Annotated in this window: 21 protein-coding genes, 1 tRNA gene and 1 pseudogene; 7 read left to right on the top strand and 16 right to left on the bottom strand. The window is 34.7% G+C overall.

The features are described from left to right. Positions 1 to 9: 9 nt before the first annotated feature. Both ACFIJQ_RS02700 and ACFIJQ_RS02695 read left to right on the top strand, forming a co-directional pair. The gene (locus ACFIJQ_RS02700; protein WP_273787965.1) at positions 10 to 1,056 is read left to right on the top strand and encodes an enoyl-CoA hydratase/isomerase family protein; all 1,047 of its coding nucleotides are present in this window, start codon (positions 10 to 12) and stop codon (positions 1,054 to 1,056) included. Next, positions 1,053 to 1,466, top strand: a complete 414-nt coding sequence (locus ACFIJQ_RS02695) for a DUF6163 family protein (RefSeq protein ID WP_015856393.1) — start codon at positions 1,053 to 1,055, stop codon at positions 1,464 to 1,466. The genes ACFIJQ_RS02700 and ACFIJQ_RS02695 overlap by 4 nt, the downstream gene beginning before the upstream one ends. Positions 1,467 to 1,813: 347 nt before the next feature. Here the strand turns inward: ACFIJQ_RS02695 and ACFIJQ_RS02690 are convergent, their stop codons facing one another. From ACFIJQ_RS02690 to ACFIJQ_RS02650, 9 genes are all read right to left on the bottom strand, one after another. Continuing rightward, the gene (locus tag ACFIJQ_RS02690) at positions 1,814 to 2,173 is read right to left on the bottom strand and encodes a hypothetical protein (protein WP_375628399.1); all 360 of its coding nucleotides are present in this window, start codon (positions 2,171 to 2,173) and stop codon (positions 1,814 to 1,816) included. A 110-nt stretch (positions 2,174 to 2,283) separates the two neighbouring features. Next, the gene (locus ACFIJQ_RS02685) at positions 2,284 to 3,093 is read right to left on the bottom strand and encodes an MBL fold metallo-hydrolase (RefSeq protein WP_273787963.1); all 810 of its coding nucleotides are present in this window, start codon (positions 3,091 to 3,093) and stop codon (positions 2,284 to 2,286) included. A 10-nt stretch (positions 3,094 to 3,103) separates the two neighbouring features. Next, positions 3,104 to 3,877 (bottom strand): TatD family hydrolase, encoded by a 774-nt coding sequence (locus ACFIJQ_RS02680; protein ID WP_273787962.1) that lies wholly within the window; start codon positions 3,875 to 3,877, stop codon positions 3,104 to 3,106. Further along, complete coding sequence (metG, locus tag ACFIJQ_RS02675; RefSeq protein WP_375628397.1) at positions 3,867 to 5,426, bottom strand: methionine--tRNA ligase; 1,560 nt, start codon at positions 5,424 to 5,426, stop codon at positions 3,867 to 3,869. Before metG ends, ACFIJQ_RS02680 begins: the two co-directional genes overlap by 11 nt. A 76-nt stretch (positions 5,427 to 5,502) precedes the next feature. After that, positions 5,503 to 6,546, bottom strand: a complete 1,044-nt coding sequence (locus ACFIJQ_RS02670; RefSeq protein WP_273787960.1) for a DNA polymerase III subunit delta' — start codon at positions 6,544 to 6,546, stop codon at positions 5,503 to 5,505. Continuing rightward, positions 6,543 to 7,187 carry a dTMP kinase gene (gene tmk, locus ACFIJQ_RS02665; RefSeq protein WP_375628396.1) on the bottom strand — a complete coding sequence of 215 codons (645 nt, stop codon included), beginning with the start codon at positions 7,185 to 7,187 and terminating at the stop codon, positions 6,543 to 6,545. Before tmk ends, ACFIJQ_RS02670 begins: the two co-directional genes overlap by 4 nt. Positions 7,188 to 7,215: 28 nt before the next feature. After that, the gene (locus ACFIJQ_RS02660; RefSeq protein ID WP_375628394.1) at positions 7,216 to 8,379 is read right to left on the bottom strand and encodes a D-alanyl-D-alanine carboxypeptidase family protein; all 1,164 of its coding nucleotides are present in this window, start codon (positions 8,377 to 8,379) and stop codon (positions 7,216 to 7,218) included. A 1,097-nt stretch (positions 8,380 to 9,476) separates the two neighbouring features. After that, on the bottom strand, positions 9,477 to 10,376 hold the full coding sequence (locus ACFIJQ_RS02655) for a septal ring lytic transglycosylase RlpA family protein (protein WP_273787957.1): 900 nt from the start codon (positions 10,374 to 10,376) through the stop codon (positions 9,477 to 9,479). A gap of 560 nt (positions 10,377 to 10,936) precedes the next feature. Then, positions 10,937 to 11,012: transfer RNA gene (locus ACFIJQ_RS02650), tRNA-Lys, on the bottom strand. A gap of 1,166 nt (positions 11,013 to 12,178) precedes the next feature. On the opposite strand from ACFIJQ_RS02650, the gene lexA reads away from it, so the two are divergent. Next, positions 12,179 to 12,892, top strand: a complete 714-nt coding sequence (lexA, locus tag ACFIJQ_RS02645) for a transcriptional repressor LexA (protein ID WP_015856402.1) — start codon at positions 12,179 to 12,181, stop codon at positions 12,890 to 12,892. A gap of 457 nt (positions 12,893 to 13,349) precedes the next feature. Continuing rightward, entirely contained in the window at positions 13,350 to 14,663 is a 1,314-nt protein-coding gene (rimO, locus tag ACFIJQ_RS02640) for a 30S ribosomal protein S12 methylthiotransferase RimO (RefSeq protein ID WP_273787955.1), read from the top strand. Positions 14,664 to 15,185: 522 nt separating this feature from the next. Here the strand turns inward: rimO and ttcA are convergent. From ttcA to ACFIJQ_RS02620, 4 genes and pseudogenes are all read right to left on the bottom strand, one after another. Continuing rightward, the gene (ttcA, locus tag ACFIJQ_RS02635) at positions 15,186 to 16,061 is read right to left on the bottom strand and encodes a tRNA 2-thiocytidine(32) synthetase TtcA (RefSeq protein WP_375628391.1); all 876 of its coding nucleotides are present in this window, start codon (positions 16,059 to 16,061) and stop codon (positions 15,186 to 15,188) included. Between the two features lie 267 nt (positions 16,062 to 16,328). Next, positions 16,329 to 16,946 carry a 30S ribosomal protein S4 gene (gene rpsD / locus ACFIJQ_RS02630; protein WP_273722651.1) on the bottom strand — a complete coding sequence of 206 codons (618 nt, stop codon included), beginning with the start codon at positions 16,944 to 16,946 and terminating at the stop codon, positions 16,329 to 16,331. 179 nt (positions 16,947 to 17,125) lie between these two features. Then, positions 17,126 to 17,944 (bottom strand): glutamate racemase, encoded by an 819-nt coding sequence (murI, locus tag ACFIJQ_RS02625; protein ID WP_273787953.1) that lies wholly within the window; start codon positions 17,942 to 17,944, stop codon positions 17,126 to 17,128. Continuing rightward, positions 17,937 to 18,774, bottom strand: a pseudogene (locus tag ACFIJQ_RS02620) (RNA methyltransferase). Before ACFIJQ_RS02620 ends, murI begins: the two are co-directional and overlap by 8 nt. A 284-nt stretch (positions 18,775 to 19,058) precedes the next feature. Between ACFIJQ_RS02620 and sfsA the strand changes: the two are divergent. Genes sfsA through radC form a run of 3 tightly spaced genes read left to right on the top strand, consistent with a single transcriptional unit; the run spans position 19,059 to position 21,410 of the window. Next, the gene (gene sfsA / locus ACFIJQ_RS02615; protein WP_015856408.1) at positions 19,059 to 19,775 is read left to right on the top strand and encodes a DNA/RNA nuclease SfsA; all 717 of its coding nucleotides are present in this window, start codon (positions 19,059 to 19,061) and stop codon (positions 19,773 to 19,775) included. After that, on the top strand, positions 19,768 to 20,598 hold the full coding sequence (map, locus tag ACFIJQ_RS02610; protein ID WP_015856409.1) for a type I methionyl aminopeptidase: 831 nt from the start codon (positions 19,768 to 19,770) through the stop codon (positions 20,596 to 20,598). Before sfsA ends, map begins: the two co-directional genes overlap by 8 nt. A 17-nt stretch (positions 20,599 to 20,615) precedes the next feature. Next, positions 20,616 to 21,410 (top strand): DNA repair protein RadC, encoded by a 795-nt coding sequence (gene radC, locus ACFIJQ_RS02605; protein WP_015856410.1) that lies wholly within the window; start codon positions 20,616 to 20,618, stop codon positions 21,408 to 21,410. 42 nt (positions 21,411 to 21,452) lie between these two features. On the opposite strand, the gene ACFIJQ_RS02600 is transcribed toward radC, so the two are convergent. The 3 genes from ACFIJQ_RS02600 to ACFIJQ_RS02590 form a co-directional block, all read right to left on the bottom strand. Continuing rightward, positions 21,453 to 21,665: a DUF3126 family protein gene (locus ACFIJQ_RS02600; RefSeq protein ID WP_375628388.1), complete on the bottom strand. Its 213-nt coding sequence runs from the start codon at positions 21,663 to 21,665 to the stop codon at positions 21,453 to 21,455. 607 nt (positions 21,666 to 22,272) lie between these two features. Next, positions 22,273 to 23,046 (bottom strand): alpha/beta fold hydrolase, encoded by a 774-nt coding sequence (locus ACFIJQ_RS02595; protein WP_375627342.1) that lies wholly within the window; start codon positions 23,044 to 23,046, stop codon positions 22,273 to 22,275. After that, on the bottom strand, positions 23,043 to 23,555 hold the full coding sequence (locus ACFIJQ_RS02590) for a DUF192 domain-containing protein (protein WP_375628386.1): 513 nt from the start codon (positions 23,553 to 23,555) through the stop codon (positions 23,043 to 23,045). Before ACFIJQ_RS02590 ends, ACFIJQ_RS02595 begins: the two co-directional genes overlap by 4 nt. Positions 23,556 to 23,742 lie beyond the last annotated feature (187 nt).

Raw genomic sequence — 23,742 nt, 5'->3', positions numbered from 1 at the left:
GGATGTAAGATGCAAATTGATTTTGGAGCAGATGATGATATTTCTTTTACGAAAGAAGGGCGTGCTGGTATTATAAAGCTCACACGCCCTTCAGTATTAAACGCTCTGAATCAACGAATGGTTTCAGCTTTAAAAAAAGCTCTCAGGACATGGGAAACAGATGATAATGTTTCTTGTGTTTTAATTGAAGGGGAGGGGCGTGCTTTTTGTGCTGGTGGAGATGTTGTAGAAATCTATCATATGGGGAAAAGTGCCTCTGCGTGTCAATACTTTAGTGATGAATATAGTTTAAATGCTTATATCAAACATTTTTCAAAGCCCTACATTTCTTTCTTAAACGGTATTTGGATGGGGGGAGGGGTAGGTATTTCTCTCTATGGTTCACATCGAATTGTTACAGAAAATACAGTTTTTGCTATGCCAGAAGGTGCAATTGGATTTTTTCCAGATGTAGGTGCAAGTTTTTTCTTACCATCTCTTCCCAATCATTTTGGCATCTATCTTGCATTAACGGGCGCACGCATAAAGTGGGGAGATTGCTTAAATTTAGGATTAGCAACACACGCCGTTGCTGAAATTGAATTCGATATGATTAGAAAAGCTATTATTGAGCAAGGAGATCCTACTTTAGCTTTAAACGAGCGAGCAATTACAAAAGACTATGAAACGAGTCATGAAATACGTTGTATTATTAACACTTGTTTTAGTGCCCATACCTTAGAAGAATGTCTTGAGTTGCTACATAAAAAAAGTAATGAAGGTATTTTATTTGCTAAAGAATGTTATGATATTTTGCAGTCACGTTCTCCGATAAGTTTAAAAGTTATCTGGAAACAAATGAAACAAAATTCATCTCAAACGTTGGAAGATTGTATGAAAATTGAAAACCGTATTGCACATCATATGATTAATTCACATGATTTTCATGAAGGTATACGTGCTATGTTAATCGATAAGGATAAAAGACCTCAATGGCAGCCAGATAAACTTTCAAATGTGACAGATGAAATGGTAGATTCTTACTTCCAACCTGTTGAGCAAGAGTTATTATTGTGAAAAATAATTCTCACAAACGGATTTCAAAAATCAATTTAATCTATAACTGTTATTTACGGTTTTTGGCACTCATTTGCTTAGTCCTAGGTATTTGTTATTGGATACGCCTTGTTGGTGTTTTTCCAGGTATTCTATGGCGTTTTGATCTTATGCCTTGGCAGTGGCAATTTGCATCAGCTATATTGGCTATTCTCTATCCTATTGCCTTAGTTGGACTTTGGATGTATTCGTTATGGGGTATCATTGTGTGGTGTATTGCAGCATTGATTGAAGCAATAACAATATATTATTCTGATTTTATTTATCAGCCATTTGTACCATTATTTCATGGAATATTGTTTTTAGCTTTCATAATACTACAAATTGTGATGATTTTTTTTAAAAGAGTAAAAAATAAAAAAACATCGTGATTGAAATTTTCGAGCCAGAATAACAGGCTCGATTTTCAATCATACTTAACTTCAAAGGTTATCAAGTTTTTAAAAGTAGCTCACCACAGTTTTCAAACATACGTTCCTCAAAGTGCTAATGCTAGATATACTTTTTCAATAAAGTTCCATAATATATATTATGCGATAATGTGATACAGAAAAACAAAAGAAACCCTACTTTTTTATAATCGTACAATTCAATTTTTAAACTAAATTATGGTAATGGCGATATAATTGAACAGCGTATTAAAATATTTGGTCTTTAAGGAATATTCCTTAAAGACCAAAATAGTTGTAATGAAATTACGTCGTATAAATAATAAAAATTACTGTACTATTTTACAACGTTTTATACGTGCAAGATCACTCAAAACAGCATTACGATTATTTAAAGCTGAAATTTCATTACTTTCACTTGATTTTACATCCATAAAAAACAAAGCAGGTACAAATATAACACCTGCTGCTGCTAAAGCCACGTTTTTATTTCTTGCTTTAGAACGCTCTGCAATTGTATCATTAATCTGACGTTTATTAGCCAAAAACTCCCGTTGAATATCGGCACAACTCATTGATCCGTCATGTATTGTTGTCGTTGAAATGTTTTTTTCTAAACGCCCTCCACATGCTGTCAAGGAAACAGCTAAAACCACAATACATACACCCCGCTTAAAATTCTTATACATAAAAGCCTCATTTTCGACATAAAAAAGCACTAAATATGTCAAAATTGAAATAAAATAAAGGATAAATTTAAAAGTATTTTATTTAACTTAAAATATTGCACATAATAAGCTTACGTATCTGTTTCAAAAGTAAGACCTTGATATGCAGGTTTTACATAGGATGGGACATAATTTATAACCTTGTTATAATCCAGCGATCTATCCATATGTGTGAGTATTGCTTGTTTTGGCTTTAAATATTCTATCCATTGTAATGCTTGATCAACAGAAAAATGACTCGGATGGGATTTAAATTGAAGAGCTTCAATGATGAGAACATCCAAACCCATTAATTTGGATAAAGTTTTTTCAGGAAATTCACTAACATCCGTACAATAGGCAACATTCCCAATCCGAAAACCTAAGGAATGAATGTTTCCGTGGTGTTGTAAATGTGTATTGACGCTTATTGCTCCGCCCTGCCCCTGAATAATAAATTGGCTATCTTCATTGATAAGATGCTCTTTTAAAATGGGAGAATAAGATGAAGCTTTTGGTGTTTGAAAACAATATCCGAAAGCACTTTTGAGATGCTCTAGTGTAAATCTGTCGGCATAGATATCTATTAGACATTTTTGTGCAAGTGCATAGCTGCGTAAATCATCAATACCGTGGATATGGTCTGCATGAGAATGTGTGTAAAGAGCAGCATCAAGATGGCTTACACGCGCATCAATCATTTGTGAGCGAAAATCTGGACCTGTATCAATAACGATTGTTGTTTTGTCTCCTGAAGGTTTAATACGTTCAACTAATAAAGAACTTCTGTAGCGTTTATTTTTAGGGTTATTCGGATCACATGTTCCCCAATCACCATTGGGTCGAGGCACTCCTGGAGAAGGACCACAACCTAATATTGTAAATCGGTATTGATCACACATATCTTTTGCCTTATTTCATTTTACTAAATAAACGAAAAGCGTTACGCGTTGTTATTTGAGCTGTTTCTTCAATGCTTAAGCCAATTGTTTCAGCCAAAACAGCTGCTGTATAGCATACAAAAGACGGTTCATTTGTTTTTCCCCGATGGGGACTAGGTGCTAAGAATGGAGCATCTGTTTCCACTAACAAATGCTCATGGGGCACAATTTTTGCTATTTCACGGATTTCAAGTGCATTTTTAAAAGTGAGAATACCTGAAAAAGAAATATAACCACCAAGTTCGATTCCAGCACGAGCAAGTTGCATTCCAGACGAATAACAATGAAGGATAAAGGGGAAAGCTCCTTCTTTTATCTGTTCACGTAATATTGTCTCCATATCGAGATCGGCATTGCGTGAATGTATAACAAGAGGAATCTGTGTTTCTCGAGAAGCAATGATATGTTCTTGAAAAACTTTTTTTTGCTCTTCTGGTGTAGAATAATCATAATGATAATCAAGCCCCCCTTCCCCAAACGCAACAATTTTAGGGTGATTCGAGAGCTGTATAAGCTCTTCCGCTGTAATATTTTGTTCTTCATGCGCATGATTGGGGTGTGTTCCAACAGAACAAAAGACTTGATCATAGCTTTGCGCAATGGCTAACAGCTTATCTAACTTATGAACATGGGTTGAAATTGTTATCATACGTTTAACGTCAGCATCTAAAGCCCGTTGGATAACATTATCCAAATCTTGTGAAAAATCTTCAAAATCAAGATGACAATGTGTATCAATCAACATGATAAGTATCTTCTTTCTTCAAGATATAACGAGGAAAAATCGGTTCTGGTGGTGGAAGATCAAGCCCTTCTTGAATTCTTGAGTGACTTATATGATACAATAACCGATCATCTTCAGCAACCGCAAGGCTATCAAGAAGTTTCGCTGCTGATTGGGGTATGAAAGGTAAAAGCATAATTCCTATTCTCCGCAAGATTTCTACAGTGATATAAAGAACTGTAGAAAATCGCTCTTGGTCATTTTTACGTAAACTCCAAGGTTGTTCGTTGGCAAAATAGCGATTGGCATCTGCTACAATTGAAAAAATAGCTGAAAGTGCTAAATGCATACTATAAGAAGACATAGCTTGATGTACAGTTTCAAGTACTTGAAGAGATTGTTCTAAAAGCTGTTTATCTTGAGCTAAAAATGAAGTTGGTCTCGGGACTTGTGCATTACAATTTTTGGCAATCATAGACAAACAGCGCTGTGCTAAATTACCAAGATCATTAGCAAGGTCAGCATTAATACGGTTCACAAGGCTTTCATGGGTATAACTACCATCTTGTCCGAATGGTACTTCACGGAGAAGGAAATAACGGACCTGATCAAGACCATAATGATCAACCATTTCAAAAGGATCAACGACATTTCCAATAGATTTTGACATTTTTGCACCACGATTAAGTAAAAAACCATGTGCAAAAATATTTTTAGGCAATTCAATTCCAGCAGACATTAAAAATGCCGGCCAATAGACTGCATGAAAACGAATAATATCCTTACCAATAATATGCGTATTTGCAGGCCAAAAATCACGTTTTTTTGAATTTTTATTGAAAAAACCAATTGCTGATAGATAATTTGTAAGCGCATCAACCCAGACATACATCACATGCTTTGGATTCTCAGGAACAGCAATGCCCCAGTTAAAACTTGCGCGTGAAATAGAGATATCTTTTAAACCTGATTTTATAAAACTTATAATTTCATTACGCCGCTCAAGTGGAGCAATAAAATCAGGATGTTTTTCATAATATTCAAGAAGAGCTTTTTCATAATTAGAAAGTCTAAAAAAATAACTTTCTTCTTCATTCCATTCAACTGGAGAGCCTAATTCTTTCTCACGGCGGATGTTGTCTGGTCCAATTTCCGTATCTTTTTCTTCATAATAGGCTTCTTGGCGAACCGAATACCACCCCGTATAACGACCGAGATAAATATCGCCATTTGCTTCCATCTTTTTCCAAATTTCTTGACAAGCTTGGTAATGGCGTTCTTCTGTCGTACGAATAAAATCATCGTTAGAACAATTTAATACTGCAAGCATTTTTTGAAACACAGCACTATTACGATCTGCAAGTTGCTGAGGTGTCATGCCTAATGCTGCTGCGGTTTGTTGCATCTTTAGACCATGCTCATCTGTACCAGAAAGAAAAAATACATTTTTTCCGTTTAATCGTTGAAAGCGGGCTAAGACATCGCTTGCAATTGCACTATAGGCATGTCCAATATGTGGAGCACCATTAGGATAAAAAATGGGAGTTGTTATGTAATATGTGTCACGCATGTCATACTCGTTGTAAAACGCTATAAATAAAAGATATAATGACATAACGTCGATTCATCGTATTGTCACGGAAAAACTAATCCTCATGAATGATCTTATGAACTTTAAAAAGTAAGTTAATAACAAACTGCTTTTTATCTAGATTAAACAGTTGTATTTCCTCTATTTCTTGATGAATCTCTTGCCATTTTTCCGCATATTTTTTTGAGAGAAATAAGTCACCCTTTTCAACGAGCATGATAGCTTTTTTTTGAATTTTATTAAGAATTTCATCACAAAATTGTTGAAATTGGAATGTAGAAGAAACAGATGAAAATGTTTGTGCAAGAGTATGTACAATCGTTGCGTTACAAACAGGTTTCTCTAAGAGAGCATCAATTGTTCTAATAATTTCAAGACCGCCATGGCAGATAAGTAAAGCAGCTTTTCGAGGACTTCCTTTAGATTTTTTAATAATTATTTCAATTGTTTTCTCATCAGGTAAGTTCTGATTGGCGAAAATATGTGTAATAACTTTTTTCATTTCATCGTTATTCAACGGACGAAAAGAAATTTTTTGACACCGTGAATGGATTGTTGGAAGCAATTTTCCTGAAGAATGCGCGATAATAACAAATAACGTTTTTGAAGGTGGTTCTTCAAGTATTTTGAGAATTGCATTTGCTGCATTTCTATTCATATCATCTGCAGAATCAATAATAACAATACGCCATCCATTATCTTGCGATGTTCGGCTTAAAAAATGCATAATATCACGGACATCATCAACGAGTATTCCTGTTTTAAACTTTTGCGTTTTTACATCAAATCGACGTGAAATATACAAAAGACCAGGGTGACTTCCTTGTGTAATTTGGCGCCATGGAGTAGAATAAGGATCGGGTTTCAAGAAAGCCCCCTGGTGAGAACTTAAAATGTTCCAAGCAAGATGAAAGGCTAATGTAGCTTTTCCAATCCCATATTCTCCTTCAAATAATAATGCATGATGCAAACGCTCTTCTTTAAGCATTTGTGTCAAAAAATGACGAACATCCTCATGACCAAAGACAACATCATTCTGGGATGGTGATAAAATTGTATCAATATCATCATATTGGCGTAAGATATTTACATTACTCATGAAAGCTGATCCAACAATATCTGATGACAAATATTTTTTATTTGATGTGCAACGGCTTCCACTGAGCCAGTGGCATCAATGACTCGAAATCTATGGGGTTCCTGTTTGGCCAATTGAAGAAAAGCTTGACGCCTTTGTTCTTGAATTTCCAACTGATCTTTTTCAAAATAATCAATTTCTTCTGTTTCTTTTCTTCGTAAATTTGCACGTTTCATACCACACATTGCTGGCATATCTAATAAAAATGTTAAATGGGGCAAGATACCATTGAGTGCAATACACTCTAAAACAGCAAGAAGAGAAGAACTGACTGTATCATTGAGTCCTTGATAAACGCGTGTAGAATCAATAAAGCGGTCACATAAAACGATTTTACCTTTTTGCAAAGAAGGCGCGATAACCTCGGTAACATGGTCGACACGTGCGGCTGTAAACAAAACAGCTTCAATCAACGGTCCATACTGTTGCGCCTGCCCTGACAACAAAATATGCCGGATTGCTTCTGCTCCTAGCGTTCCCCCTGGTTCTCGTGTTGTGACAACATCATAACCTTGGTGTGAGAGAGACTCAGCAAGTAAAGAAATCTGCACCGTTTTTCCTACCCCGTCCCCTCCTTCGAATGTAATAAAATAACCTGACACGTATGACCTTAACCTTATTAGCACGTAACTACAAATATTTCCGTAACCATCCAATTGTTATTTCATAGAATGCATTTTTTACTTTTGCAAAGAAACTTCCTTCCTGAACATTCATTCCGGCAAAAACTGGTTTTTCCAGAAGAACCTTTTTATCTTCTAAAATTTGAATAACGCCAACTGATTGCCCAGAAACGATAGGAGCTTTCAATGGACCATGATATTTAATTTTTGCTTTAACATTTACTTTTTTTTCATTCGAAAGCATAAAACTTATTGGTTTTTTAACAATGAGTGGAACAAAATTTTGCTTACCACCATAAACAGAAGCACGACCAACCGCTTCTTCTTTTGTGAAAATCGTTTTGAGATCAAATGCTGTCATTCCCCATTGAAGAATGCGTTCTATTTCTTTTGTATATTTTTTACCATCTTGCAAACCATTGATTGCTAAAAAAAGACGTCGATGATTTTTAGAAATGGTGGCAACCATTGAAAAACCTTCTTTTTCGCTGTAGCCAAAACCAAATCCTTCTACACCAATTTCCTTAGAAATAAGAGGGTTTTTATTACGTTGAAAAATATTATTCCACGTAAAATGAGGTTCACGATAAAGTGCATAATAATCCGGATATTCCTGAACAATATGACGTGCTAATATAATCATATCACGCACGGTTACAAATTGTCCCTCTTCGGGTAGCCCTGTTGCGTTAACAAAATGACTCTGAGATAATCCGACTATTTTCGCGCGCTGATTCATCAGTTTTGCAAAATGAGCCTCATGTCCAGATATTCCTTCAGCAAGAATAATAGCAGCATCATTTCCATTCATAATAATTAAACCACGTAAAAGATCAGAAACACTGATTTCTGTCTTTATCTTTGCAAACATAGTAGTTGTACCGGAAGGTGCTCCACCCTTACGCCAAGCATTTTCACTGACCTTGAATTTCTGCGTACTCTTTAACAATCCCTCCTTTAAGTGATGAAATACGACTTCTACTGTCATCAATTTTGCTAATGAAGCAGGAAAAAAAGGAATATCACTTTGTTTTTCATAAAGTATTGTCCCTGTATCATCATCGAGTAACAACAATTGTGATGCAGAAATTTGAAAACCTTCTGCTCTCCCCCACATGTCAAATGCCAATATCCCCCATAAAGTCAATAAGATCCTTAATGTTGTATACATAGCTTCTCCTCCCATCCCAAAGATCAACATAAAGAATATTATATAGGAAAAAACTTTTTTATTTCCGCAAATTGAGGAATTATTGACAACTCAAGAAAAGACTTTATTTTTATTCAACGTTATCAAAAATAATATGATGCACTTTTTATCTTATACCTAAGTTTAGTTTAATATTTTAAAGTATAAAAAAACAAAAATATTTTTAATTTTTTTGTTTTATATTTATAGTACATTGTTTATTATAAATAGTTATAATATTTTAACTTATATATTATTAAAAATACTGTAATATTTCTTCTTTATATTTCTTCTCATATTGAATTTAATAAAATTCGCTTACTTACGCATCATAAGTAAAGTTCGTATATGGATAAAAATTATTAAAAAAGAGAGTAAAAATACCTCTCATCAACCTTTCAAGTGTCAAAATTTATCGCACAAAACATTGGAGGCTTGCAAAGTGTACGATGGTGTCGGTTTATATCTTCATAAGTGTAAAGATAGTGATGTCTAAAGGCGTTACCAATCATACCATTCATAGGCGCTATCGTAAAATAGGCTTGTAACGTGTTGAAATATTTCCCTTTTAAATAAGTACGTGAATTGGCAGTGTAAGTGTATTTTGTTTGAGACGCTCTGTTTCTCGTGAGGAGACTTACTCCATTAAAGAACATGATAAATAAAAGCATGAAATAATGCATAATCTCTTCATAAGATATTACCGTGGATGCTTTTTGGAAAGCTGCAAAACCGAATCAAAAGAAAATATTTTTTTACTTTTTAAGCTTTTTATTCCTATCAAATTGATTGTATAGTTGCTTTGGAGATTACACAAACAGACCGATACAATAATCCCCCCTCGTCTAGCAAAAGCTATTACAGCAAGAAAAGTGCGTGCTTTATTAAAGCAAGAAATATCATAAAACGACGAATAGACCAGTAATGGAGTGGAAAGTTCGTACTGAATTTATAATAGCACCCAACCACGCTTTTTTAAAAGGACAACGCGCTTTAAGATGAAAACCTTCCACTAAATCCGTAAGTTCTTACCTTTTTTACTAGAGAATTATATAGATAAAAAATCAACGCATATTTTCTTAAAACAGTTGTAGCCAATTGACCTTTGTTTTTTTGTTTAGCTTATTTATAGAAGCAACTTGATCGAATGGCATCGGCTTATCAACCATGATAGGACCAATTTCTGGCAATTTAACTGCAACAGTTTTATTACGTTGTTCCTGTTCAACAGCAGCTGATTTAGCTAATCCTTCTTTGTTTCCTGTATTGCGCTTCTCTTTTAACAAAACAGTTTCTCTTTTTTTCAAAACATTTTCTGACGCTAATGAATACGAGGCAGCATTTCCAGGAGTATAAGAGGCCATTAAATATGCACCATCATAATAGCCAACGGGTGCTTCAGCAATATATTCTACCTTAACATCTGCAACCCCCCTATCTACATACCCCAGTATTGCTGCAGCTTGCCTTGATAAATCAATGATTCTGTCTTTCATAAAAGGTCCGCGATCATTCACTCTAACAATGATTGAAGATCCATTTTTCAAATTAGTAACACGAGCATAGCTAGGTAAAGGCATTGTGGGATGAGCAGCAGTCAAAAGATTCATGTCATAAATTTCACCGTTGGCAGTTAAACGCCCATGAAAATCTGAACCATACCATGATGCTTCGCCAACACGTTTATAAGTCGGATCATTTTGAGGATAATACCACTTTCCTTTTATTTGATAAGGTTTACCAACAACAGCTCGTCCACGCTTTCTTTCTTCCGATTGATTCTTCTTATTGGATACTTGTTGAGGTAGTACAGAAGTGTTCACGTCAATTGGTTTATTATGATAGGAATCTTTTATTGAAAAATTCATAGTTTGGCTTGCGCAACAAGATACCAGTGACTGAGAAATGACGATCATAGAAAACAATTGAAGTGATGGTTTAATAATAAAAGTAAATTTCTTTTTTTTATTTGAAGGCATCTATTCAGTCCACTTATTTCTGTTAAGTACTACTGTAAAAACCACGTCACGCTGTCACGCTTTTTTTACGCGACGGAAGAATTTACGTTTTTAAATGATTTCCCTCGCGCATATACCACTCTTGAATTGCCCCCTTTTATCAAGAAATTAACACATTGTTAACCTTTTTATGATTTTCGTAAGAAATAAATGTACTATAGTAGATGTTTAAAAGAATAAAAATTAAACAAATCAATTTCTTATAGAAAAATCATTTCATAATATAAACTGTGAATAAGTGGTGATTTTAGCAACTTGTTTTGCGAATCATGTAATGCACTAGGTATTAAAAAATCAATCTATGGATTGAGAAAAGGAGCAACCACATGTTCTGCCAACGCAGGTACAAGCGTATCGTAAGCTTAAAGCTCTTTTTTTGGACAGGAGACAGCATAGCATCGCTCTATTCCAAAACATCTGATAGAAAATGACTGATTATAGAATCAATAAAAAACTTCAAAAAGAATCAAAACGAGAAAGATTCTTAAATTTTTGTATAGTCTATTGATATTATTTAAAGTTGGTGAGCGCGCAGGGATTCGAACCCTGGACCTACTGATTAAAAGTCAGTTGCTCTACCAGCTGAGCTACGCGCTCTCACACAAGCTATCTAGTTTGTAGACTATCTAATTTGCAGAAAGTGAAGGGAACATACGGTTGACTTTTCATTTGGTCAACACCTTTTGAAGAAAAATATTATTATTTTCTTCAGTTATCAATAATTTTCCGTTTTCCCCTCCTTTTTTCATCATTGTATAGGTACTCTTTAATCTTCTTTTTGAAGTTTCAATCAAGGAACAATTTCATTGCAAAATATTGCATAGATTCGAAGCGCTAAAACTATAAGAAATTACTCCCCCTTTCCTCACATGGGGTGTTGAGCATAATGGATAGAGAAAAAATACCTTTTACTATAATATTATTTTTATATCTTTATATTTTAGTTTTCAAATATAAATACAGATTTATAATTTAACATATTGATTTATAATAATTTATCATTTCATCACTTGAGTGAGAGAATAAAACTATAAAAAAGAAATAAAAATACCTTTTATACCTCCTTTCAATAACCGAAAATTATCTCAACATTAGGGTTCAGCAAAATAGTATATAGCGGTTGGTACGTTAGACCTAAAAATGGGACAATGAGCAACAATGGCATTTTGAGGGTATGATTTTTATTCATGCATAATGAATATATAACGAAAGCCAATTTATCCTATAGAATAAAACAGACATAAAATTCAGTCTCATTGAAAGTATCCCGAATGACTATAAATTATGCTCACTATTATAGCTGTAGATAATTTTACTTAAAAAAGCAGAAATAATATGCAGTGTGCAAAATGATCTAAATACCCATAGAGTGTTCTAAATATATAAAATGCCTTCTAATTAACTTTTTTATATCAAGAAATTACAAAATACGTAGATATATTTTTAGAAGAAAAGGATAACACTGGTCATAAAATTTAGTGTTGGATAATTCAGTCAGAGCTATAAAGTATTTTTATACATTGTTTAATATTAATGTAGATATATAATATATAAATAATTATTTCATAAAATGCTTAAAGTAAGTTTTATATAAATAATAATTTAAATATGTCTATAAATAAGCATATTGCTTCATTAACTTAACTTATAAGATCAAAAATAAAGAAAATAATTTTGATTTGGCGGAAAAAAAATTGTAAAATTGTTATATATACATGTATTTTTACTTTACTCCTTTTTTATTATTTTGATTGGAATATTGAATGCTAACATGTAAACAATATGAGCTACTCTTGTTTATTCATAACCACACAAAAGAAACTGGTGTTCCTCCTTCTTTTGAAGAAATGAAAAATGCATTAGAACTTTCTTCAAAGTCTGGTATTCATAAGCTCATTATAGCCTTAGAACAACGAGGGTTTATACGTCGTTTACCCAATCGCGCTCGTGCAGTGGAGGTGATTCGACTCCCTGAGAAAATAACATTTAACCTTTCTTTAGCACGTAAAATTTCTCCCAGTATGATAGAAAAAAATAAAAGGGAAATATCAAAAAACTTGAGTAACCTTGACAACTTTGATGAAGAAGAAAAAAAAAATATCACCATTCCTATTATGGGACGTATTTCTGCGAGCGTGCCCGCCTCTGCTATACTGCAACAAATAAACACTCTTTCTCTCCCACGTAATATGGTTAATACAGGTGAGCACTACGCATTAGAAGTTAAAGATGATTCTATGATGGAGGCTGGTATCCTTGATAAAGATACGATCATTGTGAAACGTCAAAATACAGCAATAACAGGTGAAATTATTGTTGCGTTTATTGATAAAAAAGAAGCCACATTAAAACGTTATCGACGCAAAGGTGCTTCTATTGCATTAGAAGCTGCAAATCCTCATTATGAAGCACGTACTTACGAATCCGAACGTGTAGAAATACAGGGCAAACTTACCGGACTTATTCGCAAATATTAAAAATAAACCTTATAGTACGCGATAGATACCGCAGTAAGGAGTTGTTGAGTATTTTTTATTGTGCCACACGCAGTTGACTTCCTCTCCACAGCCAAAGGATGCCCCAATTCGGTCTATAAACAGTCCAGATCCTTATCGAGCGGATTTCATTTTCCCTTCCCTCCATTGTCCTTCACTTACGCAAGGCGCGACAAGTAAGCTTTAAAATATTCACCACGTACTTTATAAAAGAACTTGAATGCTTTGAAGGAAGCAACCTTATATCATCGTCCTCAATGACAGAATTTTATGATACAATAAGATAAAATTGTATGCATGCATAAAAACACATAAAATTTTGTAGAAAAAAATCAAATAACTTTGTAACAGATTTTATTGCATAGGTATAAAAATAAAGAACATTATTTTTCAGTTATAAAAGTGTAACTCAATCATTCACAATAATTGTAGGATCATCATGGTAGCACCTCGTATTAGTTTTGTCTCCCTCGGATGCCCAAAAGCACTCGTAGATTCTGAGCGAATTATTACACGCCTTCGCTCTGAAGGGTATGAAATTTCACGTCAACATCAAGGAGCTGATGTCGTTATTGTGAATACCTGTGGCTTTCTTGACTCGGCAAGGAGAGAATCATTAGCCAATATTGATGAAGCTCTCAAAAAAAATGGAAAAGTTATTGTAACAGGGTGTCTTGGTGCTGATCCTGATGTTATTCGCCAAACGTATCCTAATGTATTGGCTATTACAAAACCGCAAGCTTATGAAAGTGTTATAGAAGCTGTTCATACAGCAATTCCTCCTGTTCATGATCCTTTTCTTGATTTAGTTCCTCCCCAAGGTATTCGTTTAACACCTCGCCATTACGCCTACTTAAAGATTTCTGAAGGATGCTCTAACCAGTGTAGTTTTTGTATCATCCCTACTCTGCGTGGTGATCTCACTTCACGTCCTATCAGCGATGTTCTTCGTGAAGCTGAAAAACTCGTGCAAGCGGGTGTAAAAGAACTTTTAGTTATTTCACAAGATACGAGTGCTTATGGTATTGATCTAAAATATCTCGAAAATTCTTGGAAAGATCGTACAATCAAAACAAAATTCTTTGATCTTTGTCGCGAATTAGGCGATATGGGTATTTGGATACGTATGCATTACGTTTATCCTTATCCCCATGTTGATGAAGTTATCGAACTTATGGCTGCAAAAAAAATTCTTCCTTATCTGGATATTCCTTTTCAGCATGCATCACCAGCTGTTTTGCGTCATATGAAGCGTCCTGCACTCATAGAAAAAACAAACCGTAGAATTGAAAAATGGCGAAAAATATGTCCAGATCTTACTTTGCGGTCAACATTTATTGTTGGTTTTCCTGGCGAAACGAATGAAGATTTTAATATACTCCTAGAATGGCTAGAAGAAGCAAAAATTGAACGCGCTGGGTGCTTTAAGTATGAAGAAGTAAAAGGAGCCGCCGCAAATGATTTGGGATTAGAAAATATTCCTGAAGAGGTGAAAGAAAATCGCTGGCATCGTTTTATGGCAAAACAACAACAAATTTCTACACATCTTTTAAAGAAAAAAATTGGAAAAAGACTCCAAGTGCTTATCGATGAAAGTCAAGGAAAAGTTGCCAAAGGACGTAGTCAATACGATGCTCCAGAAATAGATGGTGTTGTCCATATATCATCACGACGCCCGTTGCGTGTTGGTGAATTTGTCAGCGTTAAAATTGAACAGTCGGATGCCTATGATCTTTATGGTGTAGCAGTTTGAAAATTTAACTTCTTCCCTGTCCTCAATGATGAAGATTTCTATCAGCATTGGTTTATAAAAAGATCGGCTACTCACAATCGAACTTGATCACTTATATAACTCACTTCATGAGAATTTACGAACAACCCTCGCCCTGAATGTTTGCTATACACTCCACAAATACCAAGCAGTTATATATTCTCTTAATTTAATGCCTTAAATGAGGTGACGGCGACGCAAAAGAAAAAAACACAAGGTTCACCATTTTTACTTAACAAAAGAGAAAATCGACAATCGTACTATTTTCCCATTTTTCATATTGCGACAGTCATTAGTTAGTGAAAGGAAACTTTTTTCAATAGTGTCTTATGCACACAAGAATTTCCTTTGTGATGTGCCGGCAGATCTTTTTTATGGATGCAATATAAGAGAATTTGAAACAAAACAATCTTACGGTATTTAAATGAAAAAAATAAATTATCATTATAAATAAGTATCTTATCTTAAACTCTTTGAACTTATTTTTTTAATATCTAATCTTTATTAACAGGTCTTAAAATCAAAGAATTTCTTATCAAGCAAATGACTTGGGCGTACATTTGTTAAAGCGCGAATCATCGTATCTTTACGTCCTGGCATTTGCCTTTCGATATTTTTCAGCATTTCTTTCATTGCATTACGTTGTAAACCATCTTGACTACCGCAAAGATTACAAGGAATAATCGGAAATTGCATTGCTTGAGAAAATTTTTCCATATCCTCCTCAGCTGCATAAACAAGAGGACGTAACACAAAAAGATCTCCTTCATCATTTTTAAGTTTTCCAGGCATGGCAGCTAATCGGCCACCGTGAAACAAATTCATAAAAAATGTTTCTAAAACATCATCACGATGATGACCTAAAACTAATGCAGAACATCCCTCTTCACGTGCAATACGATAGAGATTACCACGTCGTAATCGAGAACAAAGTGAACAATATGTCTGCGACTCTGCCAATTTATCTGTAACAATGGAATAAGTATCCTGATATTCAATACGATATGGAATTTTATAAGAACTTAAAAAGTCTGGAAGAATATGCTTAGGGAATCCAGGTTGCCCTTGATCAAGATTACAGGCAAGAATTTCAACGGATAAAAGACCTCGCCACTTTAAGTCTAAAAGAAGCGCTAATAAACCATAAGAGTCTTTTCCACCCGATAAAGCAACAAGCCATTTTTTTCCTGTAGAAAGCATAGAAAAATCATCCAAAGCTTGTCGCATATGACGCAAAAGTCGTTTGCGCAATTTATTAAATTCTACGCTTGAAGGAGCAACACGAAACATTGGATGACAACTATCTGCTTCGCTTATTAAAGGATCATCTCTCCCTTCGTTTTCTTCTATTGCCTGATATTCAACTGAAACATCATTCATAATACCATATCCTGCACAATAAACAGCTCGTTTTGCAAAGATAAAAACAAATATTAAAGCAAGCTTACATTTATGTTTTTTGAATTTATAAATTAGATACACAAAAAAGAAATGGAACTATATAAGTCTATGACTATAAAACATAGCAATAAACTTAATATAGAACCATTTACAAAAAGCACTTATTAACTTCAGAGATTGTAAAAATAACACAATATCTTGAAGTTATAATAATAGAAGAGAAAAATAACTTCTCTTGCAGAAAAATTATCGAGAATAAAACTCAACAACCAAATTAGGTTCCATTTGCACAGCATAAGGAACATCTGCAAAAGCAGGAATACGTGTAAAGGTTGCTTTCATCTGTTTATGATCTGCTTCAATATAATCAGGGACATCACGTTCTGCCAATTGCACTGATTCTAAAACTAAAACAAGTTGTTTTGACTTTTCCCGAACCTCAATAACATCACCAGGTTTACAACGATAAGATTGAATATTTGTGCGCCGACCATTTACATTAACATGACCGTGATTGATAAATTGGCGAGAAGCGAAAATCGTAGGCACGAATTTTGCACGATAAACAACAGCATCCAAACGTGATTCTAACAGACCGATAAGATTTTCACCAGTATCACCCCGTCGACGAGCAGCCTCTTCATAGGTTTTATGAAATTGTTTTTCTGAAATATCTCCATAAAACCCTTTCAATTTCTGTTTAGCGCGCAACTGCACCCCATAGTCAGAAAGTTTTCCTTTACGACGCTGTCCATGCTGACCTGGACCATAATCACGACGATTGACAGGAGATTTCGGACGACCCCAAATATTTTCTCCCATACGACGGTCAATTTTATACTTTGTTGTTTCGCGTTTACTCATCGCATTTCCTTATAAAATAAAACACGAGATCTTAAGACCCCAAGGAAACGCGCCCTCCTCTGCCTTTAAATACTAAAGACTGACAGAATACCTTAACATATCAATATGCAAAGTTATCCACGGGACACGTCAATTAATGCTATTTTCTTGAAAAAATAGCTAGATCATCATTATTGGTCTTATAACCCAAAGTCAACTCCTTTCATGAGTTTTAAGCCAAATCCTTTAAACAAATTCTCCGTTAAAGAAGTGATATTTTTCGATGTTAATAACGCAAAATCTTGATATTTCTTTATATATTGATCGTGTACTTTTTCCGACAGTGGTAATAATGATCTGATATGTTTGGCAATCGCTTTCGCCGGATCAATCCACTCAACGGACCATAAAGCATGTTCACGAAAGAAGTTAATCAAAAAAGGATAATGTGTGCAGGCTAAAACAATAACATCAGTATATTGTCCATTTTTTTCCACAAAACATGGTAGGATTTCTTTTCTTAACTCTTCTGAATCGATAGATTTTCCCCGTAAATAATCTTCAGCAAATCCAGCCAGCTTTTTACTTCCCACAAGCTGAACATGACACTGTCCGGCAAAAGAATTAATTAATTCATTTGTATAGGCACGTTTCACTGTTCCAGGAGTAGCTAATACGGAAATAAAACCAGATTTTGTTTGTTCAGCAGCTGATTTAATTGCAGGAACCGTTCCTACAAAAGGGACATGAGAAAAATTCTGTCGTAAATCTGCCATCATCAGTGTAGAAACGGTGTTGCAAGCAATCACACATAAGGCTGGATTGTAGCGTGTTAAAAGATTTGTAAAAATCTTTAAAATACGCTCTTTCAAAATATTTTCTTTCCAGTTTCCATAAGGAAATCCTGCATCATCAGCAACATAGATAAATTGCATTTCAGGGATAAGAATACGTGCCTCCCTGAACACTGTTAAACCACCAATACCGCTATCAAAAAAAAGAACAGGTCGTTCATCCATTAGTTTTCACACTTATTTTTAATTTTTTTACGATCACGCTCTTCAGGTGCTCTACTCCCCCGTGGATATTGTGGCGAAAAATGATCCAAAGAAGATATAATGCCTCGCAATAAACGAACCTCAGGTTCACTAAAGTTAGCGCGCGTAAAAACAGAGCGCAAATTTGCAAGCATTACTTCTTTGCGTTCTGGGGGTCTAAAATACCCACGGATATTCAAAGCCTCTTCTAACTGAGATAAAAAACCATGCAATATTGTTTTATTTGCAGGTTCCATCTCTGCGGCACGAAATGCCGTATCGCTGACATTTTCTAGACCTGTTTTCATCCATTCGTAAGACATTAAAAGAACTGCTTGCGCAATATTAAGTGACGCAAAAGCAGGATTAACTGGAAAAGTAATAATTTCATCAACAAGGCTGATTTCATCATTTTCTAATCCCCATCTCTCTCTTCCAAAGACAATACCTGTCTTATGTCCGATACTTTCACGCTGACGTAATACGCTTGCTGCTTCGACAGCACTTTTTACAGTTTTAAATCCACATCTTTCACGTGCTGTTGTGGCAAAAACATAGTGTAAATCTGCAATTGAATCACGCAATGTATTAAAAATCACAGTGTTGTTAATAACATGATCAGCTTTACTCGCAGCAGCTATAGCTTTTTCATTTGGAAACATTTCTCGAGGTTTGACTAACCGAAGCTTAGAAAGCCCAAAATTTGCCATTGCCCTTGCGACCATACCAATGTTTTCAGGAAGCTGCGGTTCAACTAAAATAATAATGGGACCATTTGTTAAATTTTCACGATTCTTATTCGTTCCAGCCATCAATCTTACCTAGTTTCACTTAACTATCTCCCTCTCCACTATTTTTTACGAAACCTTCTTCACAGTACTCTAATGCTGTTTAATAATAAATTATAGACAATGTTATCTTTTCACTCAAAGATAATAAATTCTAAAAGCCATTAAAGTGAACGATGGAATTTATAACAATTTATATAGGATATCGTAGCGTTTTTTACATCAATTTTATCTTTTTTTATAGGGAATAGCCCCTACAAATCATAATCTCAGTTGAATTATGAAATCATAAATCCTAAAAAAGGGGTATGCACTTTATTCCCAAACTTTTTCCTGCAAAGCTTATCCGTCGTTATAAACGTTTCCTTGCGGATGTTCAACAAGATGATCAGCATGTCCTCACCGTGTCTGTACCTAATACAGGATCAATGCTTGGATTAACAGCTTTCAACTCCAATATCTGGCTTTCATATCATAATAACATCAAACGAAAATATGCCTATCAATTAGAAATTATTGAAGCCGATAATACTTTGGTTGGCATTAATACTGCTTTACCCAATAAACTTGCATTAGAAGCAATTCAAAACGGATTACTACCAGAATTAAGTGGATATAAAACAATTTTAAAAGAACAACGCTATGGAACACAATCACGAATTGACTTTCTTTTACGTGATGACATTCTTCCTGACTGTTACCTAGAAGTCAAAAATGTTCATTTTATTCGTCAAAAAGGATTAGCAGAATTTCCTGATAGTAAAACAAAACGTGGAGCACGTCACCTTGATGAGCTCATAGGAGTTGTACAACAAGGAAAAAGAGCTGCTATGCTTTATATTATTCAACGAGAAGATTGCGCAGCTTTTACAATCTGTCATGATCTTGATCCACTCTATGGACGTAAATTTGATTTAGCATTAAAATCAGGAGTAGAATGTTATGCTGTAAAGTGTCACGTAAGTGTAGAAGGCATTTTTCCGATTCAGAGAGTAAAAATAGAAAACAGAAAAAACAATGACTGAGTATATTGAATATAATAAAAGCCCTTTAAAATTTAATGGGAAGATTCGCATTTTCGATGATTATGCTTTTGCTAAAATGCGTGAAGTTGGTCGCATTGCTGCAGAATGCCTTGATGCACTTACAGATATTATTAAGCCAGGCGTTACTACGCAAGAAATTGATGATTTTGTATTCATTTTTGGTGCTAAGCGAGGAGCACTTCCTGCTGATCTAAATTATCATGGATACAGCCATTCATGCTGTACATCTATCAATCACGTTGTCTGTCATGGCATTCCCAATAAAAGACCCTTGCAAGAAGGCGATATTGTAAATGTGGATGTAACCTTTATCCTTGATGGTTGGCATGGAGATTCAAGCCGAATGTATCCTGTTGGGAAAATCAGGCGTGCTGCAGAACGCCTGCTAAAAATAACCTATGAAAGTCTTATGAAAGGAATCGCTGTTGTTAAGCCTGGAGCAACCACAGGTGATATTGGTGCAGCCATTCAACAGTATGCAGAATCTGAACGATGCTCAATTGTGAAAGATTTTTGTGGACATGGGATTGGGCAGCTTTTTCATGATGCACCCAATATCCTCCATTATGGAAATCCTGGAGAAGGAATAGAATTAAAACAAGGTATGATGTTTACAATTGAGCCTATGATTAACCTTGGTAAACCACAAGTTAAGATTTTATCTGACGGTTGGACTGCTGTTACCCGTGACCGCTCTCTGACAGCACAATATGAACATACAATTGGTGTCACAAATGAAGGGTATGAAATATTTACACAATCTCCTAAAAATATTTTTTATATTCCAAATTCGCATACCTAACGCAATGTAGAGATGTTATGGCTAAAAAATTAAATCAAAAGGAAAATACTCAAAGTGATCACTTTGCATTAACATCGAGTTCTCCACTCACCCCAGTATCAGAAAGAAAAAGTGAAGCCCCTCAGAAAAACGCACAGCTCCATAAACATTATCAAGGACACCGTGAGCGTCTTCGGAAGCGTTATTTAAAGTCAAAAGGAAATGCAATCGAAGATTATGAATATCTTGAATTATTGCTTTTTCGCACAATACCCCGTGCAAACACAAAACCCATAGCTAAAAATTTGATAGCACGTTTTGGTTCATTAGCTGATGTGTTGGGAGCGGATATTCACCGACTTCAAGAAATTCCAGGATGTGGTCCTGCCACTGCAATTGATTTAAAAATTATTTCAGATGTTGCTGGACGTCTTGCTCGTGCGCAATTGTTTAAACGCGATATCTTTTCATCATGGGATAAAGTGTTAGCTTATTGTAAAGCTGTTATGGCGCACGAAACACGTGAACAATTTCGTATTTTGTTTCTTGATAAGAAAAACGGCTTACTTGCTGATGAGGTGCAACAAACTGGAACCATTGATCATACACCTGTTTATCCTCGTGAAGTTATTTCTCGAGCTTTAGAGTTATCTGCATCAGGACTTATCTTAGTCCACAATCACCCCTCTGGCGATTCCACCCCCTCTGATGCAGATATAACAATGACATATAGACTAAAAGATGCAGCAAATGCATTAGGCATTATTATCCATGACCATCTTATTATTGCACGAAATAACCATACGAGCTTTAAAGCGTTAAAACTTATATAAATCTTATGGGATAAAAAGATTCATTTAACTATGAATAACGAATCATTTTTCTAAATCAATATCTAATATAGCCATTGAGAAATTATAGGAGAGCTCATCTTCATCTTCATCTCGATAGATAATGCCTAAAAACTCATCTCCCACATAAACCTCACAAGAATCACTCTTTTTAGGCCGTGCTCTGACTTGCAATGCTGAGTTTTGGAATATATTTTTTAAATAATTATCAAGTTTTTTTATTTCATCAGCATTCACTATGCTCTCCTGTTTTTTTGAAACGACTAAAATAATTGCGTGTCGCGCAAATAAGACACTCCCATGATTCTGTAAAGTCAGTAAAAAAGCTTAACCTGAATATTTACTTAATATTACATACATCTACAATGTCCTTTATACATTCATAAAGAACTTTTACAAAAGGAGTCTATCATTATTAAATATACCCGTATAGATTAAAAAATGGCAAAAAACTGTATATTTTTAATAATTTTACTTTATCTCCAATTTTATCATCTGCATTTAGAATGCATATTCGTAAGAAAAATTGATCAATAATTTATAATTTTTTTTCTTTTATAAAAAATACAAATAACAATACTTTTTTTATTTAAAACTACATTTTTTAGCAAAAAATATTATTACATCATTCAAAAATAATTCTTTTTAATAAATTTTAAAGTATAATTATCTAGCCTTAAAAAAATTACATCTCTAAAAAATAAGCTAATAAGAGTTTATTTTTCTTTCCATTTTTTATAAAAACTTATGTCACAATAGAAAAATTTTTAAATAAGCTTTTTTTAATTTATACGAGATAAAAATACTGAGTATTTTTATAAATGCTAAGACCTATGAAGAATGCTTATCTTATAGGATAACGAGAAAGAAAATCTATAACACCTTTTTTATAAACTTTATCGCCTACAGCAAGCATATGATCTCGACCAGGAATTGATAAAGCTTCACCACAAGGCAATAAAGCTGCTAATGGCTCTGCAGCACCGCCAATTTCATCTAATGAACCAACGGCAACAAGTGCAGGTTGCTTAATTTTGTAAACTTCAGACGCCGTTAACTCCTGTTTTGATGTAATGATACAAGCAGCAAGAGCACGCCTATCGCTTTTCGTTTGATCTGCAAATTTACGGAACATTAAACCGCGCGTATTGGTAATGGTAGAAATATCTTCTGCTAAAAGTGCCTCAGCAACAGGCTCCCAATTTCCGGCTCCCGTTACCATACCAATACCTAAACCACCAAAAATGACACTGTGTACATATGTTGGATGCAAAAGAGCCATGAAAGCACTAATACGAGCCCCCATAGAATATCCCATAACATGGGCTTTAGATATCTCTAAATGCTGTAGTAACTTTATTGCGTCACCAGCCATAGCTTGAGGTGTATAAAAGACAGGATCATAACTTTTAACTGAATCTCCGTGACCGCGATTATCAAGAGCAATAACACGATATCCTGCTTCAGTGAGAATGCGAAACCAACCCGTTGCATACCAATTCACTCGTGCAGAAGATCCAAAACCATGGATCAACAAAACAGGCGCGCCCTGCCCTTCTTCTCGATAAGCAAATCGCAAACCATTATATTCAAAAAAACGAATATCTTCAGCGGTCATTTTTTATTGCACTTTCCACAAAGTACAGGATGAATAACACGTTGCCCTTTTTGTATCTTTTTTTCAGAAACTTCACCAGCATTAATCTCAAGTGCAAAAGCTGCAGGAACTTCCGATGAAATGGTATTTGTCGAAAATGGAGAAGTGTTTTCAATAATCGATACAATAATTCCCTCAGAGTTTAAGAAAATCATATCTAAAGGTAAAGGCGTATTTGCCATCCACATAAAAATTTTCTGTTCATCTCCCGATTGAGAACTTTTTAGCTGCTTAAAGAGCATTGCACGATCGCGCGGAAAATCAGTCCGATACATTAAACCAGCTGCTGCTTGAGACGGCGTAAAAGCAATCTCTACCTTATAATAAACCGTACCTTGCTTTGTATGTATTTCTAAAGGAATCGGATGAACAGGAATCTCTATGGGCTTTTTTGCTACAACAACACGTATTTCTAACATAAAAAGCATTACCAGTAAAACAATATGCCCCGTTTTAAAAGGCTTTAACATTCTTGTCTCCACTACAGAAAAATTTTAAATTTTGTTTCTAAAATAAAAAGTACCAGAGTTTAAAAGTCAAAAAAAATAAGAGGGTTGCTCCCTTGTTGTTTTCTAGTTTCTTTCAACGTAATACGCGCAACTTTCCCCATTTGGTTTATGGATTCACTAGAGCCATATTTTCTTTAAAAACCTACCT

Origin of the sequence: Bartonella sp. TT67HLJMS (assembly GCF_042193375.1) — a bacterium.
Taxonomy (GTDB): Bacteria; Pseudomonadota; Alphaproteobacteria; order Rhizobiales; family Rhizobiaceae; genus Bartonella; species Bartonella grahamii.
This window is presented reverse-complemented; position numbering and strand designations above follow the sequence as displayed.